Origin of the sequence: Paenibacillus shirakamiensis (genome assembly GCF_017874255.1) — a bacterium.
GTDB lineage: Bacteria > Bacillota > Bacilli > Paenibacillales > Paenibacillaceae > Fontibacillus > Fontibacillus shirakamiensis.
In genome coordinates, this window is the sequence record NZ_JAGGLD010000001.1 from 991175 (window position 1) to 1010206 (window position 19032).

Here is a 19032-nt window from a genome sequence, read left to right on the forward strand (position 1 = left end):
GTTACGCAATATCACCTTGTTGTGAAAATTTCTATTTTTAATTAAGTATGATATAAGTTTAGTTATCTAGACTGTTTAATAAAGGTAAAATTAGAATGTGTGGGATTGTAAATCTTGAATCTCTAAGGTTAATGATAAGGCATCAAATCTTAATCCAAGGTATGGGAATGGACAAATGGTCTCGGCTCATGTATTTAACACACAGCTATCTGGAAGAATAATTATATATAGAAGTATCTAGATCCATTAAGTTAACATCACTTCATAATAGGGTAATAACGAGACAAGTAATCCTGCTTCATGTAAGTTATACATATTCTTTCGAGGTACAAATATCAAAAAGGGGGTACAAAAGTCATGATCGAAACATTCATATCCCCCCATAGCACGTGTACCACACATTGCCGTACGGTAGTTTTCTTTTTTGGAGGTGTGCTGACGTACCGCAACAACTTTGAGGATGCTGCATGTGAAATTGCTAAAAAGTATGAGCAAGTAAAAATCGTTATGATCTTCCCCTATGGAACGGCCAACCAGGTAGAAGGTGCATCGTTAATTCCCCTGCTAAGTAGACAGCTTACGGAAGTTACTTATGATATGGCTCGCGCTTCTTCGACCCGAGTCCAGAAAATATCACAGATTATTCGTGATCAAGCTATAGACGCAGAACACATTCTACTGATTGGACACAGTGCTGGCGGCGTGATTGCCTATCGTACAGGGCTCTATTTAGAGAAATATGAAGGATTTAATCATACTCAAGTATTTGCTGTAGGAAGTCCAAAATTCTATCTGAAGGACATTCCATTCAATAATAGATTCACTTATATCACAGGCCAGAATCCCGATAAAATCACAAGAATTGGTAGTTGGCGCATACCTGGATCTAAAATATACAGCGGAACGCCGGGTCATGAAATTCAAATGAACTTTAATCCCGACCACCGAGGGAGAATGTTCCATGCCACATACTTTCTGAAATCCGCTTGGACAGATGCGAACGAAGTCTTTCATACCAACGCTGAAGATTTAATCTCCAAGATTCATGAACTTTATCCGGGGAAAGTACGTTGAAAGTATTTTAATGTCTCTTAATAGTCTTTTGATTTATTTTAATATTTTTAATATCAAGTAACGTTGGGTTATTATGCAATTTTACGAGAAGAGTGGGAACGAACAGTAGGATTGCAGACGCAAAAATGAACAATTGCTACCTTAATAAATTACAATGGTGTAGTTATTCTACACAAAAATTAACCCCTGAGAGCAAAACAATCAGGGGTTTTTAGAATTAAAATATCATCTAAGTTATTTTTTCTGAAATGGTTCTATTCCAATGGTGATGCCTGTATCGCCAAGGTTTTTCATTTTAATATTGGTGATCAGCCAATTTTCCTCAGCCTCATTTGTAAATTTCTTCACCGTAACTACTGCTGAACCTCTGCCTTTCCAATTCGAAGAAGCAAGACCATACTCAAATGAATATTGTATTGTAGTCTTATTCAGTGGTTTTGTTTTGAGATGGTCTACAGATGTCATATGTGGACTAGAGCCACCCGTAACCCAGTAAAAATCTTCGAATTTCTTCTTAGTTGAGGCACGCAGTTCAGGAGAGAACACAGCATATTGTAATGCACCGTTTCGAGTCTGAATCCCTTCTACCCAAGTATCCAAAGCTTCTTTGGCTGTAGTTGGCAGAAGTCCCGATTCCAAACGGCTAATTTGGATCGCCTGCTCAGCAGAGTCCGGTAGGGTTACGCGCACTTCATTCTTTTTCGTGTCATAGACCGCTTTGCCTTTGAATTCTTCTGCTAGACGGTCAATGGGCACGTACACCTTACCATTTTTGACTTGAATGTCCAGTGCACTTGTATCGTAACTCCTTCCATTCACGAACAAATTCAATTTCGATCCTGCATAAGCAGAGCCTACTGCGATCATTGCTCCAACTGAAGCACAGACTAAAATTTTGGTTAAGGATTTCATTTTTCATTTCACCTCATTTTCATATACATATAAGGATAAACAATTGAATTCCAAAGAAAGTTTGATCGAAGCCATACATATTGAAATAGCGGAAAAACAGTACCTATTTGCTCCTATTCAAGCAGGTCAACATACCCTATAGTCAATGAATTAATTCGTATCTGCACAAAGAAGGGGATTCGGAATATCTACATAAAGGGGTGTTTCTCCACGCTGATGAAAGCGGCTAATTAGATTAGCCTTTGCAGGGAGGGTAACCGTTGTTAGCAGATCCTGAATGACATCAATCATCTGGTTCGAATGCAGTCCCTTTGATGTATTGGCTACTAAAGTATTTCTGACGACACCCCAGAAGGGCTGTTCCTGTTGCCCCGTATACAAGGCAAGCCGCTGTATGAGATGACTGAGATGATTCACAAAAAAATAGTACTTTAATCGATATCGTGCTTCCTCCTCTGTGTAAAGGACTGGACTATCTTCTTTAATTACAGTACCTACCCATCCTTGCTCTTCTGCACACGTTCTATTGACACTGATTCCCTCCAAATCTCTAATCACAAACGTATGTGGCCGTCCGTCCTTCATAGTAATCATCGAGTTCTGTACATGAGCTTCCAGACTTATGCCGTAATCTGCATACAACTTCAAAATGGGCATCATGGATAATTCTAAGTATTCCCGAAGCCATGCGAACCAATCTGGATGTGTCCATGCTTGTTCTGTTCCTTCAACTGAGGAGGAGCTATCACGCACAGCTCGAAATAAAAGCGGCTCACGTTCCCCCGGAAGAACTTCCAGTAGTGAGGCGATGACATAGGGAGCATTGTTCAGTGAAAGGCAGGAATCTGGAGCTTCTCTCAAGATCATGGAGAATCCAGCGGATACAGTATTTTGTACAGATGAGCTAGCCCCGGGTAAATGCACAGTGCGACATCCTTTTTCTAATAGAATGTGGAAGAACTCCGTACTCCCGCTTTCCCAAGCAGTCTGCACAATTCTTGAAGCATCCAGTGTACGTAGCAACTGGTCCATACTGTTCTCGCGAATGAAATTCGTAATCCGTATGTGAAGGGAGAGCTTATAAAAACAATTGTCCTGTGGATTCCAGACTGTGCGCACAGAGGAAGTAGGGTAGACTAAAGGTCCGGTTGAGCCCAGATCAATTATTAGCTTTTGCTGCAATAAGTCGCGTACAGATTCAAGCGTAACGAGGTAAGCGGCCTGCCATGGGTGACAAGGAATAAGAACATAATGGTGATATTCTTCAGGGAGCAATGAACGAACATCAAGCATTTCTACAGGAATCCATGGCGCAGCACTTCCCCTGTTGCCAGAATCGAGCCAGTCTTCAGAGACATATTCAGGAGAGACCGCAAAACAACTAAGAGGGAAGGCCACCCCAAGTTCCGGGGAATAAGCGGCGGAATCCGAAGCGCTGAATCCTTCAAGACTTTTCGGTGTGGGGTGAAAGGGGTGGCCGCAGAGCAATAGTTGTTCCACATATCGAAAGTCTAAAGGACAGGAGGAGCTTTCGCGTACAGCATGTTCAAGATAAGTCGACATATGATCCAAGCTGTTAAAGACCATATGCTCAAACTGTACTCTTTTTAATTCTCTGAGATTTGCATTAGGTTCAAGAAGTGAAACTTCATCTAGTAACATCGTTACAATTTGTTCAAAAGTGAGAAGATAAATTTCCCCTTCATCATTCTTATCATCTCTGGTATAGAATTGTTCACCATAGGTGTGATGCCCCGTTATAGAACGGTGAAGCAGGCTCCCATAAATGGTGCGATTCGCATCTGGTAACGAAATAGCTGCTGTCAATCCGGAACCAGACGAATCGGGATAGTAAGGATCAAATTGCCCTGTCTCTCGTAGATAAGCATTGAACAAACGGTTTAACATCTCTTGCTGAGCACGCTCTGACTGAAGGAGGGAAGTGTAGGAAAAAATCTGCCCTGACTGTGCACATGTAGACTTATGTGAATACATCCGAATCATCCTTTCTCAACGTATTATGAATACGGCTGTTGAACAGAAACAGGGGGGACTTCTTCTACAGCAGGGCGACAAATCCATAGGGATATGGCTAGCATTACAGCACCCATAATTATAAATACAGCACGGGTACCGAAGATTCCGCCTATCCAGACCCCTAGGGAGGGGCCCGTTAACTGTCCTATCATTAGCAGACTATTCGTGGCCCCTATTCGAACACCCCGATCTTGATCGGTAGAGCATCGTAATACATTTAGCATTACGGTTTGCAATAGAGCACTGAAGAAAAATCCTTGAAGAAAACGGATGACAATTAGGCCAATAACACTGATCGGAAGCGAATGAGCTAGCAGGCATAAACCGCATAACAGTCCAGCTAACCGCAGATTGCGTTCGGGATTAGTTCTGTCATTTCTTTTGCCCCACCAAGAAGATCCGACAAATTCCCCAAGAGAGGACATGGCTAGGAGGAGACCTATCACAAGAACGGCGGATGGGGATGAAGGAATACCTTCTCTGATTAAGGGAGTGAACATGGTAAATGTGGCAAAATCAACTAACTTAAAAAAAATACCTGCAACAACTAATCGCCGGGTTAGCGAATGAGAAAGGAGAAATAGAAACGTCTGAAATATACCGTTTTTTCGTTGTAGTTCATTTCGGCCTTGCCTTCTAGACCATGAGTTAGTCTGAAGAGAAACCTTTATATCCGAAGCTTTTTCCCCTCCGCTAAGTAGTGATGCAGCAAGAATAGCAAAGCTCAGCGTCAGCGAAGCGGTAACGAATAATAAGCTTCGGCTGCCCCAAGTATTCACACAAGCACTCCCTAAAAGGGGACCTAAGAGCAGCCCCGCAGCCGATGCTTTTTCTAAGTGTCCCAAAGCAGTTCCTTGATGCTTGTTAGGTGCATGTGTTCCTACAAAAGCGCTGCTTGCATCGGAAATACCACCGAAAGCACCCTGACACAATCGGAACAGCACGAATTGAAGGGGAGTCTGCGCCAGACCCATTAAAGCCATGCTGACCGCGAGTCCAGTGAGGGCTCTTACAACCATCCATTTTCGGCTCCATCGATCCCCGAGTTTACCCCAAATCGGGGTCAATAGTGCATAAGACAAAGCCGGTGCCGATACAGATAAGCCAGTCCACATAAGGACTTCTTTTGCAGATCCCGCATGTAGATGTTCCATGTAGTAGGGGATAAAAGGGCTAATACCTGTTAGACCTGCGCTGGATAAAAAACGCCCTCCCCAAAGGATGCGTACGCTCTGTTTCCATGCCACTTGCGGCATCATCAGTTCACTTTGCCTCCTTCTTATTTGGTAAACATGTCCAATTGGTGAACAGGTTATCAAGAATGATTCTCATTGTCAACGAAATTATTTTTTCCATAAAATTACTAAAAAAGATATTGACAGCGCAAAAAAGGACCTACATAATAAGCCCTGTGTCCATTGATGAAAATGATAATCATTATCAATTAATTCTTTTTTGGATACCAAATTTGTTTGGAAAGCTGGGTGATGCACATGGAACAACGTAGCTTGAACATCAAAGATCGATCTCACAACATCGCTAATTCTATTGTCGATTGTATCGGTCAGACGCCGTTGGTTCGCTTGAACTCCCTGTTTAGTTCTTCAGAAGCTTCTGTCTATGCCAAGCTGGAAATGATGAACCCTGGTGGGAGTATGAAAGACAGGCCCGCTCGCTACATTATCGAGCAAGGTCTGCGAGACGGAACGATTAAGCCTAATAGCCATCTCATTGAAAGCACCTCGGGAAATTTAGGCATCGGTCTGGCGCTTGCTGCTAAGAAATACGGACTAAAATTCACTTGTGTGGTTGATCCCAAAATTACTTCCATGAATCTCAAGATCATTACCTGCCTTGGAGCTCATATTGATATGGTAAAGGACCCCGACGAACATGGGAGTTATTTGCAGTCTCGTATTCGTAGAGTTCAGGAACTAGTCCTTCATGATCCAAATGGATATTGGATTAATCAGTATGCAAATCCACTGAATTGGCAAGCACATTATCATGGAGCAGGCCAAGAAATTGTAGATCAGATGGATGGACAGATTGATGTGTTAGTATGCGCAGTCAGCACAACCGGGAGCATTCTCGGCATTTCCCGAAGAGTAAAGGAAGCCTATCCCCATACAAGAATCGTAGCCGTTGATGCGGTAGGCTCAATTATATTCGGCACCCCTTCTCAGATCAGGGAGTTACCGGGGATTGGAGCAAATCGTGTACCGGAGTTATTTAGTCCTCATGAAATTGATCAGGTCATACATGTCAATGATCGTGAGTCGGTTCAGGGTTGCCAAAAGCTATTGGAGCGAGAAGGGATTTTTGCAGGCGGATCATCTGGATCTCTAGTGGCTGCATTAGAGAAGCTTGTCCCTACTTTGCCCGCTTCGTCTAATGTAGTCACGGTGTTTGCAGACCGAGGAGAACGTTATCTTGACAGCGTATATGATGACCGCTGGGTGGATCAATTACCGCAAAGCTACAATGTATAAAGTAAAGATATAAGATTAGCAAAGGAGAGATCGTTGATGGGTGCAACTCAGGAGAACAGTCTTTTGTATTTGAGCAAACAGGATATTGTAGATCTGGGAGGTTTACGTTCTGATCCTTATGTGAAAGCCGTAACACTTGCACTAAAGCTTCATGCGAAGCAAGATATTGTGCAACCTTTAAAGCCTTATCTTCGTGTCGACCCGAAGAATGGACATATTGCAGATCGAATCATTGCCATGCCTGCATATGTAGGGGGGGATCTATGTATTAGCGGCTTGAAATGGATTGGCAGCAAACACGATAATCCGGCTAAGCGCAACAAAGAACGTGCAAGTGCTCTGATTATTTTAAATGATCCGGAGAGCAATTATCCGATAGCAGTGATGGAAGGCAGCATTATTAGCGGTATGCGAACTGCTGCAGTCACTAGTATTGGGGCGAGGTATCTAGCTAGAAAAGCATTCCAATCTGTGAGTGTCATCGGATGCGGTGTCATTGCAAAAATGCAAATCATTTCACTACTAGAGCAGTTCGATTCTATACGAATGATTCACTTGTATGATTTGAATCGAGAAACAGCGATACAGCTTGCTAATGAGCTGAAATCATTTGTCGATCAAGTGGAGGTTCGGGTAGCACAATCTTCTGAAGAGGCCGTACGTCATACCGAAGTATTAATTACAGCTACAGTAGCTTCTTCCCCACATATTCCTTACGAATGGTTGGCAAAAGGAACTTTTGTAAGCAATATTTCCATCATGGATTTGCATAAGGATGTCTTCACACGTGCAGATAAAGTGATTGTAGATGACTGGGACCAGTCCAATCGGGAGAAAAAAATTATCCATCAGCTTGTACTAGAAGGGAAATTCTCTCGTGCACAGCTTCACGCGGAGCTTGGAGAAATTTTAATGGGAATGAAGCCAGGCCGTGAACATGAGGATGAGATTATTGTACTGAATCCGATGGGAATGGCTATCGAAGATATTGCCTGTGCCGCAGAAATCTACTCAAGAGCTGTGGAGCAAGAGAAAGGTACGCGCTTATGTCTGTAACTAATGTGGCAGGGCATAAGTTGGAAGCCGCAAGCGTTCGGACTACGATTCAGGAAATGAAGACCACACAACACGCACCGATCTGTGCCTACATCTATGACTTACAGGCTCTGACTTCACATGTTCGACAATGCGTACAATCTCTACCTGAGCAGAGTAAGTTATTTTATGCGATCAAAGCGAATTCAGACGAAACTATTCTAAGAACGCTGGCCCCTCTGGTGCATGGATTTGAGGTGGCATCGTTAGGTGAGATTATCAAAGTAAGAGCAATCTCTAAAGAGATTCCTATTCTGTTCGGCGGACCAGGCAAGACAGAAGCGGAACTGCAAGGTGCTCTAGAATATGGCGTACAGCTTATTCATGTGGAAAGTATACACGAGCTGAACAAATTAAATGATCTAGCTAGCCATAAAGGAATTCTCGTTCCCGTCCTTCTTCGAGTGAATCTGAAAGGACCTTTACCTCAGGCTACACTTAGCATGGGAGGTCGCCCCACTCAATTTGGTATAGACGAATCCTTGCTTCCACAAGTCATGGAGCGTATTAGGGATTTTCCTCATATTGAAGTTCAAGGTTTCCATTTCCACTCGTTATCGAATCATCTTGATGCTTCACAGCACGTGAAGCTGGTTCAGTATTATTGCCGCATTGCCCAGCAATGGTCGGAGCAGTATGGCATTCCCTTGCGATATGTGAACGCTGGAGGCGGTATAGGTGTGAATTATGCTCATCTCGAAGATCAATTTGATTGGTTCACATTTGTACGTGAACTTGGTGTGTTATTGGAGAGTGAACTTGAGTCATCTACGACGCTTTTATTTGAATGCGGTCGTTATCTCACCTCTTCAAGCGGCTATTATGCCACAGAAGTACTGGATATCAAATCAAATCATGCTACGAATTATGCCATTGTACGAGGGGGAACACATCACTTCCGTCTCCCAGTCTCATGGCAGCATAGTCATCCTTTCGAAGTGATCGAAGTTGAAGTTTGGCCTTATTCCTATGAGCGTCCTCAAGTCATCGATTCTGCGATTACCATAGCGGGTCAGCTCTGCACGCCCAAAGATATTTTAGCTAAGGATGTTGTATTACCCAGCTTGCGAGTAGGGGATGTTTTACTTTTTCAATACGCAGGGGCTTACGGTTGGGCGATTTCTCATCATGATTTTTTAAGCCATCCTCATCCGCAGCATATCTATTTGAATTAAAGAATTACAATTAGAACTTAAGAATTGCAATGATTATTGGAGGTGTGTAATGAACGATGTGATTGCAACGTTAGTGATGTCAGAAGAGTGGGTTCAAGTGCGCCGGCGAATTTTTAGACAACTGATTGAATCGCTATTGTATGAGCAAATTTTAAGCATTCCGATTGTGGAGAGCAAGGCCGCTTCAACCTATGTGATCCATGGGCACAGCCATACCGGAGCCAAGGTGAAATATACCTTTTATGCTATGCATAAACTAAGCTTTGATCGGATTCGATTAACCGAGACACCCGTTATGCGAATTACTTCAGAAGAGGAGACGGAAGCGGACTCAATCCCTCAGTTTTTACAGGAAATTGCTTGCTGTCTTCCTACCTCAGAACCTCAACTAGCACAGTTTATAGCTGAACTCCAGCAGACTCATCTGAAAGATACGCTTTCACTACGCTGGAATAATCATCAAGAAGACCCTGATATGTCTGACTATGATGAGTGGGAATCGACACTGATAGAAGGTCATCCCTATCATCCATGTTACAAATCAAGAATGGGGTTTACTCTGGCGGATAATAAAAGGTATGGACCGGAATTCTCCCCTGAATTCACTTTGGTATGGATTGCTCTACATCAGGATGTAGCGAAAATTTCTCTATCCACTTCCCTAGGTACCTATAGCCAATTTGTCCAACAGCAACTCGGAGAGGAATGGGAGCTGCTCATGTCTAAGCTGCCACAACTAGCTTCCCGCGAAGTTCCTTATGTACTACTCCCCGTCCATCCGTGGCAGTGGGAACAACACATCGCACTATTATGTACGGATCAAATACGAAAGGGCGAAATTATATATCTGGGCAGGGCCGGTGATTCCTACCGTCCTCAGCAATCCATTCGTACCATGACAAATGTGACTAACCGAGATAAGCCTTATGTTAAATTGCCACTAAATATCGTAAATACATCCTCAGGTCGGATTCTAGCTGGGCATACCATTATCAATGCGGCTCGCATTTCGGACTGGCTGGGTCATATAGTTACAGAAGATACGTACTTACAAGAACTAGAGTTAATCGTCCTCAAAGAAATGGTAGGGGTGACCTATGATCTTCCCCAATTTCCTAACCTATTCGAGCAACAAATGTATGGGTCACTTGGGACCATTTGGCGGGAAAGTCTCCATCCCTATTTGCATGCTGAAGAGCATGCGTTACCATTTGCTGCATGTTCTCACGTGAACAAGCGAGGTATTCCACTCATAGAACCATGGATCTGTAAATATGGGCTAGACATTTGGACTACAAGCTTGCTTCGCGTTGTCATTGTACCGCTCGTTCATCTCTTATATGCCCATGGTGCAGCTTTAGAATCACATGCTCAGAACATGATCATTGTGATGAAGCAAGGCTGGCCGGTTCGCTTGGCACTGAAGGACTTCCATGATGGTATTCGGTATTGTCCATGGGCACTTCATTCGAATGAATATCCCCAAATCGAATACCCGCCCCCTAATCACCAAAAAGTGAACCGTAATTCCTTTATTGAGAAAGAAGATCCTAAGGAAGTTAAAGATTTTTTGCTGGACGCACTTATGTTCATTAATTTGACTGATTTAGCTTGGTTCATGGAGAAGCATTTTGGCCTTCATGAGAGCAGATGGTGGGATATCGCTGTGAAGATCATTAAGGATTATCAAGCTCATTTCCCTAATTTGGGCGAACGATTTGACCATTTTCAAGTTTTTTCACCCGAAGTTGAAGTTGAAAAGTTAACCTATAGACGCCTTGATGAAAATCCCGATGATTGTGTCCATAGGGTACGTAATCCCCTATATGTTGTCATGAATGAATCCCGGAAGGAGTGAACGTATGGATACAACGCGTACAACCTTAATCGATCAGATGGACATAGATTCGCCGGATGGCATGTATGCTTTGGCAATAACCTCAGATCATTATATAGCTGCCCGAAGGCGCATATTCAAACAGCTCGTCGAATCCTTATTATATGAAAATATTGTTATTTCTGCGTGTAGTGATACGAACGAATATTCCGTATGGGAGATTCTTGGAACGGCAACAGATGGTTCGGCAGTAACCTATACGTGCAAGGGAAGAAGACATGTAACTTTTGGACGTATACGGCTGTTCACTGAGCCGATCAGCAGAACTATATCATCGCAACTGAGAGGGGATCAATCTTGTACAATTAGTGCTGAGAAAACAGAAGCTATTTCTATTGCTCTTTTTCTGATCGAGGTAGGTGCTAATGCGGGCATTGACGAAGTGCAAGTAGTTCAGTTCATCACGGAATTAGAACAGACCTTGATCAATGACACATTAGCCCGTTATATACGGGCAGAACGTCATATTGAAGTTCAAAATGTGCAGGATGAGGATTGGGAGAGCGTAGTTATTGAAGGCCATCCTTACCATCCAAGTTATAAATCAAGAATAGGTTTTGATATTCATGACCAGATCGATTATGGGCCTGAATTTGCACAGTGGATTAGACCCATCTGGCTCGGTGTTCACAAGTCTAAAGCGCGCATAAGCCATTCTTTACATCAACATTCTCCGTCTTCAAATGAGTGGCTAAGGGAGCATTTGGGGGAATCTGTACTTTCACATTTTTATAGTATTTTACATAAACGCGAGATGGATCCAGCCGCCTATGTTCTACTCCCCGTTCATCCTTGGCAGTGGAGAACAACGCTAAGTTCAGTCCTTGCAAGCGATATCCAGAACGGAACTATTGTGCTACTCGGCAGTAGCGAGGACAAATTTACAGCCCAGCAATCGATACGCACATTAGCCCATCGTACACATCCTCACTTGCCTTATGTAAAATTATCGCTGAGCATTCTGAATACTTCGACCGGAAGAATTCTAGCACCTCATACTGTAGAAAATGCTCCACGTCTAACCGATTGGATGCAAGGCATTTTGAAGAAAGATGTCTACTTTCAAAAAGAACTTCGCACTGTTCTACTAGGTGAGGTAGCGGGAGTTGCCTACGATAACAGTCATAGACCCGAACCTGTGAAGTCCTTGTCCTATGGTGTTCTATCCTGTATTTGGCGAGAAAGCATCCATCCTTATTTGGAACCTCATGAATCCTCCATACCCTTTAATGCCTTGACTACAATGGACGTGAATGGTCTACCTATTATTGAACCTTGGGTAAGGCAACAGGGGGTAGAACATTGGCTATATGATCTATTAAATACATCTGTTCGTCCTCTCATTCACTGGTTATTCGCTCATGGCATTGCTCTAGAATCTCATGCACAAAATATGTTGCTCATTCATCAGTCGGGTATACCTACCCGCATTGCACTTAAGGATTTTCACGATGGCATCCGTTTCAGTAGGGAGTGGCTTGCTGAGCCTAACCTCTGTCCATTATTAGTAGAATCCTCAGCACATCATCAAAAAGTAAACCGAAATTCATTCATAGAGACGCAAGAACCAAGTGAAGTACGAGATTTTATGCATGACGCTTTTTTCTTTATCAATCTGGGTGAATTAGCCCTTTTTATGCACGAACATTATGAAGTTGCCGAGCGAACGTTCTGGAATCATGTCCGAACCATTATTCATAATTACCAACTGCATTTTCCAGAATATCAAGATAGGTATAAGGTGTATTCCCTATTTGCGCCCAAAATCGGTGTCGAGCAATTGACCAAGCGTCGTCTTTTTCCGGATGATCGCATGCACATTCATCTGGTACCTAATCCTCTAGCTTAGGTAATAAAAAAGTATATGAGATTTTTAAAAATGTGCATGGACAGAAACTGGAACGGTAGGATATTGTTGTTAATAATGATAATCATTATTAATTAGATCGCGAAATGAATGTGGAGGCGGAACTGTTATGGAAGCAAAGCGTAATAAGATTCGACATCTGTCATGGTTGTACGTAATTATTGCAGCTATGGTAATGTCGTTAATTGTAGGGTGCAGTAACTCGGATTCAGTTACGAAGAATGTCGTTGCACAATCTGAGAAAACAAATAACAATAAAAAATCATCAGCAATCAAAGGTGATACACGAACGGTAAAAGATGCTTATGGTGAGGTAGAGGTTCCTACTCAAGCTAGCCGAATTGTGGTCCTGGATATCGGAGCTTTAGATAATTTATTAGAGATGGGTATTACCCCTGTGGGTGCACCTTCCATCTTAAAAATAGGTGATCCTTATCCAGCATACCTAAAAGGAACTAAGGGCATTGAGAATATTGGATCGGTGAATGAACCGAATCTCGAACGAATCCATGCATTGAAGCCGGACCTCATCTTGGGTAACAAGGACACTCATGATGCGATTCATGTACAGCTAAAGCAGATTGCACCTACAGTGTTCGTAGAGACTTTAGGTGTAACTTGGAAAGAAAACCTACAACTTCATGCTGAGGCGGTAAATAAGCAAAATCAAGGTACACAACTATTACGTACCTATCAGGATCGCATAGATAAATTAAAGTCTGGACTTGCAGGTAAGAAAGCTAAGCAAATCTCCTTGATTCGTCCGCGGGAAGACAAAATCCAAGTCTATTTAAAAGAAACCTTTGCAGGTACCGTCATGAATGATGCGGGAATTGCTCGTCCTGCTTCTCAGCAGGGGGATGGGTTTTCCAAAGATATCACCGAAGAACAAATTACAGATCTGGATGGGGACCTCATTCTATGGTTCAATCGCGAACCCGATGCTTTCGACAAATTGAGCAATCGTCCGCTGTGGTCTACACTACAAGCGGTTCAGCAACATGCTGTGCAACCTGTCGATTGGGAGTACTGGATGAGTGGACTTGGCATTCAGGCAGTCAATAAGATTATTGATGACCTGAATAGATTTTTGATCCATTAGACTTTCTCAAATTAAATGATTACATGCATTGGATCGTCGATTGTGGCGGTCCAATTTTTCTATGAAAAGTATACATATTCAACTTTAGCGACGCAGCGATAGGTCATATGGAGGCTACTTAGATGAATAGTAAATGGGGACATAAACTAACAGGTCTAGCGATTCTTCTGTCGTTGACTTTACTCATGTTTTTTTTTAGTATCCTGTTCGGTATTGCACAGATCTCTTGGGAATCCATCTCAAAGGCCATATATTCATTCGATGGTTCCCGGGAACAATTAATTATTCGCACCGTTAGATTTCCAAGGGCAATGATTGCGGTATTTGTAGGGAGTTCCATGGCTGTGGCAGGTTGTATGATGCAGGCTTTAACTCGGAATGCCTTGGCAGGGCCTGAACTATTCGGCATTAATTACGGTGCTGCTCTTACGTCGGTGATCGCTTCGTTCATACTGGGGACTACTTCGTTGCAGCTATTTGCAGGGTCTTCTATAATTGGAGCTGCCGTAGCCGGTTCACTTGTATTCCTCCTTAGTTCTACAGGAAGGCAGCCTTTAACATCTATGAAGCTTGTCCTAGCTGGCTCAACACTCAACTTGTTGTTTGCCTCCTTGACTCAAGGCATTCTCATCTTGCATGAACAATCACTGGATACGTTGCGATTCTGGCTCGCAGGTTCGTTAACGGGGAGAAGTATGGATTTATTTTTTCAGATTATGCCAATCCTGCTTATAGGACTAATCTGTTCATTGTTGATGGGCAGACAGTTGAATATTATGAATCTGGAAAAAGAAGTTGCTCAGGGATTAGGGCAGCAGCTAAGAGGAACTCGAATCGTATGTATTCTCATTATCGTACTCTTAACAGGTGGTGCAGTTGCACTTGCAGGGCCTATCGGGTTCATAGGTCTTGCCGTTCCACATATCGCTAGATTATTAATAGGTAACAACTATGTCTGGATTGTTCCTTATACAGCTGTGTTAGGGGCATTGCTCCTCTTGATAGCGGATATAGGAGCGCGATTTGTACTTCCTCACCAGGAAGTGCCAGTGGGTATAGTTACGGCCTTCTTTGGAGCGCCCTTTTTGATGGTTTTGGCTCAAAGGAAGGGAGGAATGAAATGAATGATCATTTTTAGAAGAACCGCATTATTTTATATTGCTGTAATCTTAATATTGCTAAATATCCTTCTTTTTTTCTTAAATATAGCTATAGGGGATCGATATATTCCGGTAAATGAAGTATTCAAAGTGCTACTGGGTAGAGAAGGTGTGGAATCTAATTTCATCATTCTTGAGCTGCGATTGCCTAGGGTGTTAACCGGTTTTCTAGCAGGATGTGGTTTAGCCTTAGCAGGTACGATATTACAGGTGATTACGCGTAATCCCTTAGCTTCTCCAGGAGTAATTGGTATTAATTCTGGGGCTGCTGCAGCTGTTGTTGCCATCATGGTGTTCGTTCCTTCTTTTTCTATGAAGGGTTTGCCATGGATAGCTTTTGGAGGAGCCTTCGCGGCTGCCACTATCATTTATATATTCTCCTGGCGAAAAGGAGGCATGGATTCACCTGCTCGGATGTTACTGATGGGCATAAGTCTCTCAGCCATGACAGGCGCACTTATTACATATTTACTTACAGTAGGTAACATATTTCGAGTATCCCAAGCTTCCATCTGGATGGCTGGCAGTTTGTACGGGCGAACCTGGGAGCATGTTTGGCCCTTGCTTCCTTGGATTTTGATTCTCTTTCTACTATTATTGTCACTTACGAGAAGATTAGATATGTTCCTCTTAGATGGACAATCTGCACTAGGTCTCGGGCTGCGCGTAGAGACATGGAGAATGCTATTTATTCTAATCAGTGTAGGACTTGCTGGATCTGCTGTATCCATGGTAGGAACGATTGGATTTGTTGGATTAATGGCACCACATATCGCTATGTATTTGGTAGGTCACCGAAGCTTAATACGCTTACCCATTTCTGCACTAATCGGGGGACTCATCGTTATGATGGCAGATTTGGTAGGACGCACAGGGTTTGCTCCTTTCGAAGTCCCTGCCGGACTAATAACGGCAATTATTGGCGCACCCTATATGATATATTTGCTATTAAAACCTAGAGTGTTATAAGAATATCTACGAGGAGAAGGGAGGGGGAGTTGCTAATGAATCCTCAAGCGGATGAGACCCATTCTATCTATCTTTTATCTTCGGTTCGTATGCGTAAATATCCAAAGACCGGTCAGGCCGTTCGCCTCAATATTTCGGTACATATGCTGTGTTATGTGATGGAAGGAGAAGGGTTCATGGTCTTGGACGGTTCCCTACAGAAAATTCGTCCTCTGCAGTTATACCTGCTCGTTCCGGGCATGATCCTAGAGTTTCCGGAGCACAGTCCACACTTTGTATATTATGGAATTTGTTTTGAACCAATTATGCTTATGAAAAAACAAGGCGAATATGAAGCGAATCGTACCCTACCTTTATATAAGCCAACCTTATTACCGGGATTCATTCCAGTCCAACACCCGCAGTGGTTGTTAGAAAAAATAGTACATTTATTTCATCTGAGCAAAACTTACCATCGAGATCGTATGGAACTGAGATTGCCGTTAGAAGAACTTATTCTTGCTATAACGCAATGTCCGTCCGAAGTGCCTTCTACAACAATGGATGTACGAATAGTTCAGAGTATCTTGTTCATGGAGAAGCATTTTATTGAAAAAATAAAGATGGAGCAACTGGCCCAAGTAGCGGGTATGTTAGCACCGACTGCATTTTCGCGCCTATTTCGAAGTGAGACCGGCATGTCACCCGTAGATTATCTTAATCAGATTCGTATGAGTGAGGCGAAGAAGATGCTAGGTATGAAGAACAGCAGGGTAAAAGAAATTGCTGCTGCGGTAGGTTTTCGTAGTGAATTCTATTTCAGCCGAAGGTTTCAGTCTTCGGTTGGTGTTACGCCGACCCTATTTAAGAATAGAGATACCTTAAAAGTAGCTGTGGCCACTTCTCTTGGCTTTGACCGTCATCTGATTTCTTTAGGAGTAGCCCCGGTGTGTGTTGTAGATCTCTTCCATTATCCGGGTCAGCCTAAAGAGAAATATACTGAACTGCTTCGAAGCAGACTCACGCTATTGAGCGAGTCAATGCCGGATTTGATTATTGCAGATCATTATCATATAGCATTCAAAGAACAATTCAAACAGATCGCCACACCCCTTTTTTTGGATTTCTCGACTTGGGACTGGAAAGCTAATTTCAACAACATTGCTGAGCTTGTGAACCGTGAACGTCAAGCCAAGGAAGTTCTGACACGACTAGAAATCGAGATGGAGACAACCGGAAAGTTCCTTCGCCAGACATTGGGTAAGGAACGTATAACTATTCTGCAAGTCAATCACCGGGCCATCGGAATCCAAGGAAAAACACATCATCCTCTGAATCAATTAATATATGAGCAGCTTGCCCTGCTTCCGGGTAATCAAGTACCTTCAGACCTATGGCGAATGGAGGTTCAACCTCAAACGATGCCCATTTTGGAGACAGAACATCTATTCATTCATCACCATCACAAGCTTGCTGGCAGCGAACAGATGTATACTAAGCTAACACAAATCGCGGCATGGCCAATGATTCCAGCTGTACAGCAGGATAAGGTCCAGCATATATCCAATTGGTTCTTGATGAGTTGGACTCCTGAAGGAAGGCAGCAGATCATGAAAGAATTGCTGGCTACTTTTAGCTAAATATGTGAACTCGTTATTAATAAGACTTAAACTAATATAGTTCAGTTCAATTGTAGAGAGAATGTAAAAAGATTCTCATCGATAATTTAATCCAGCTAGGTGTAGCGTTTGTTCTAGACGGTGGATATCTACAACATAATCTTCTAGGCCCGGATAAAGATCTGATGGGGTAGTGGATTGTTGTCCATATAGCATATAGTAATGTAGCTGGTTGTGATTGCTGATCATCCAATAGGTAGGCACAATAAAATGAATATGAAAAATTTCAATAACTGAAGTTCCTGCAGTACAGAAAGCAAGGTTGGCTAGCCCAGCGCCATGGGGACCCACAATCGCCTTAGCTGAAGCAAATAAATGAATCTGCTGGGCAATCGTGAAATCTTCTAGGCAAATGGAGACAAAACCATGGATCTCTAGGCAGCGAATGACTTCAATCTCGTTAACGATTCGCCGGACCGAGGCTTTTCTGCGTGAGATATAGATGCGTTCTGGAGCTGCCCATGTATTTACCCGGTGAGGGAGGAATAAGCTGCGTAAGGTAGCGGTGGTCCATGGAGGGTAATGAGATGTCATCATGATAGAGGGAACAACTAATCGATCTGCTTGGATATTAGAATTCTCACCATTTCGAATGATGGAAGATGGCTGTATACCAAGCATTTCTAGTGTCTCATCAACAAATGCGCCATAAGGATTCGGGTTCATGATTAGATAGTCATACGGATGGCCTAAGATCTGAAGCATGCTGAATCTAGTTATCACGTCATACAGCCAGTGAAAATAATTATGACTCCCGCAAAAAGTTAAGGCGGCAAGGGTGCCGTGAATATATTGAAGTTCCTGATCAGGACGCCTATGCAGAGCAGGATGTTCATCCGCGCTCAACATTCGATTTTGCTGTCCATCGTATTCAGGAGATAGGTCCGCAATTAGTTTGCCATCGGCCGACAGAATACAGCCAGACTTCCCCCATACACGGCCGGAGGGGATTACAGCAACATAACCACCTGTGGGTTGAAGTTGATAGGGGGTGAGATGAGGATGAATATTCGCCTCCATTCCTCGAGGAGCTTCATATACCGCGAGAGCACCAAAATCAAAGGGAGTAATATATTCATCTTCAATAGAAGAGGGCAGTGTCTGTTTGAATGATTTTTGCCAATCCCAAATGGTGTTGTAATAACTCCATGCATTCGAGTCGGGATTTCTCATCTGTTCATTCAAGGAATATCCCTCCAGTGTTCTTATTACATGGCAATATTTTATGTTGAAAAAAAGTAAAGGACACGGAGTTGGAACAAATAGGGCGTATGAATATGGTGAGTAAAGAGGGATATTTATTAGTGTAACCTTAGTTTTCATTGTGGGTGGGAGTGTGGTATATAATTTTACAAAGAAAATGGGTCAGTTTAGTTCAAAACAGTTCATGGTAAAGATCAGGAGGTTAATCGTTATTATTTAAAAATGTATACAATGTTAGAAATGAGCTTTGAGGAAAAGGATCGCTTTAAGAAATTAGTAACTCATTATCACGGCAAAAGAAGCAGACTTTCTCGAACAATATACATACTGACTTTACCCCCTTGGGTTTTCTTGTTGGATCACTTGAAACCTTCTCTAAGTTGGGGTGAAG

14 protein-coding genes are annotated in these 19032 nt (G+C 42.8%); 10 read left to right on the top strand and 4 right to left on the bottom strand.

Annotated elements, in window-relative coordinates:
* Positions 1-357: 357 nt before the first annotated feature.
* Positions 358-1074, top strand: a complete 717-nt coding sequence (locus tag J2Z69_RS04790; RefSeq protein ID WP_209859639.1) for an alpha/beta hydrolase — start codon at positions 358-360, stop codon at positions 1072-1074.
* A gap of 234 nt (positions 1075-1308) precedes the next feature.
* Here the strand turns inward: J2Z69_RS04790 and J2Z69_RS04795 are convergent, their stop codons facing one another.
* The 3 genes from J2Z69_RS04795 to J2Z69_RS04805 form a co-directional block, all read right to left on the bottom strand.
* Entirely contained in the window at positions 1309-1986 is a 678-nt protein-coding gene (locus J2Z69_RS04795) for a stalk domain-containing protein (protein WP_209859641.1), read from the bottom strand.
* 150 nt (positions 1987-2136) lie between these two features.
* Entirely contained in the window at positions 2137-3981 is a 1845-nt protein-coding gene (locus J2Z69_RS04800) for an IucA/IucC family protein (RefSeq protein WP_209859643.1), read from the bottom strand.
* 23 nt (positions 3982-4004) lie between these two features.
* Entirely contained in the window at positions 4005-5282 is a 1278-nt protein-coding gene (locus J2Z69_RS04805) for an MFS transporter (RefSeq protein ID WP_209859645.1), read from the bottom strand.
* A gap of 234 nt (positions 5283-5516) precedes the next feature.
* Here J2Z69_RS04805 and sbnA point away from each other — a divergent pair, with 234 nt between their 5' ends.
* The 9 genes from sbnA to J2Z69_RS04850 all read left to right on the top strand — a co-directional run bounded on the left by sbnA (position 5517) and on the right by J2Z69_RS04850 (position 17399).
* Entirely contained in the window at positions 5517-6515 is a 999-nt protein-coding gene (sbnA, locus tag J2Z69_RS04810) for a 2,3-diaminopropionate biosynthesis protein SbnA (RefSeq protein WP_209859647.1), read from the top strand.
* Positions 6516-6551: 36 nt separating this feature from the next.
* The gene (gene sbnB, locus J2Z69_RS04815) at positions 6552-7571 is read left to right on the top strand and encodes a 2,3-diaminopropionate biosynthesis protein SbnB (protein WP_209859649.1); all 1020 of its coding nucleotides are present in this window, start codon (positions 6552-6554) and stop codon (positions 7569-7571) included.
* The gene (locus J2Z69_RS04820) at positions 7562-8785 is read left to right on the top strand and encodes a type III PLP-dependent enzyme (RefSeq protein ID WP_209859651.1); all 1224 of its coding nucleotides are present in this window, start codon (positions 7562-7564) and stop codon (positions 8783-8785) included. Before sbnB ends, J2Z69_RS04820 begins: the two co-directional genes overlap by 10 nt.
* A gap of 49 nt (positions 8786-8834) precedes the next feature.
* On the top strand, positions 8835-10643 hold the full coding sequence (locus tag J2Z69_RS04825) for an IucA/IucC family protein (RefSeq protein ID WP_209859654.1): 1809 nt from the start codon (positions 8835-8837) through the stop codon (positions 10641-10643).
* Between the two features lie 4 nt (positions 10644-10647).
* A complete protein-coding gene (locus tag J2Z69_RS04830) occupies positions 10648-12531 on the top strand; it encodes an IucA/IucC family protein (protein ID WP_245338950.1) in 1884 nt (627 codons plus the stop codon).
* 127 nt (positions 12532-12658) lie between these two features.
* Positions 12659-13651: an ABC transporter substrate-binding protein gene (locus tag J2Z69_RS04835; RefSeq protein ID WP_209859657.1), complete on the top strand. Its 993-nt coding sequence runs from the start codon at positions 12659-12661 to the stop codon at positions 13649-13651.
* Positions 13652-13773: 122 nt separating this feature from the next.
* Positions 13774-14775 carry a FecCD family ABC transporter permease gene (locus J2Z69_RS04840; RefSeq protein ID WP_209859659.1) on the top strand — a complete coding sequence of 334 codons (1002 nt, stop codon included), beginning with the start codon at positions 13774-13776 and terminating at the stop codon, positions 14773-14775.
* The gene (locus tag J2Z69_RS04845) at positions 14776-15780 is read left to right on the top strand and encodes a FecCD family ABC transporter permease (RefSeq protein WP_209859661.1); all 1005 of its coding nucleotides are present in this window, start codon (positions 14776-14778) and stop codon (positions 15778-15780) included.
* Positions 15781-15815: 35 nt separating this feature from the next.
* Complete coding sequence (locus J2Z69_RS04850) at positions 15816-17399, top strand: AraC family transcriptional regulator (RefSeq protein ID WP_209859663.1); 1584 nt, start codon at positions 15816-15818, stop codon at positions 17397-17399.
* Between the two features lie 75 nt (positions 17400-17474).
* On the opposite strand, the gene J2Z69_RS04855 is transcribed toward J2Z69_RS04850, so the two are convergent.
* Positions 17475-18623 (bottom strand): glycosyltransferase family 61 protein, encoded by a 1149-nt coding sequence (locus J2Z69_RS04855; RefSeq protein WP_209859665.1) that lies wholly within the window; start codon positions 18621-18623, stop codon positions 17475-17477.
* Positions 18624-19032 lie beyond the last annotated feature (409 nt).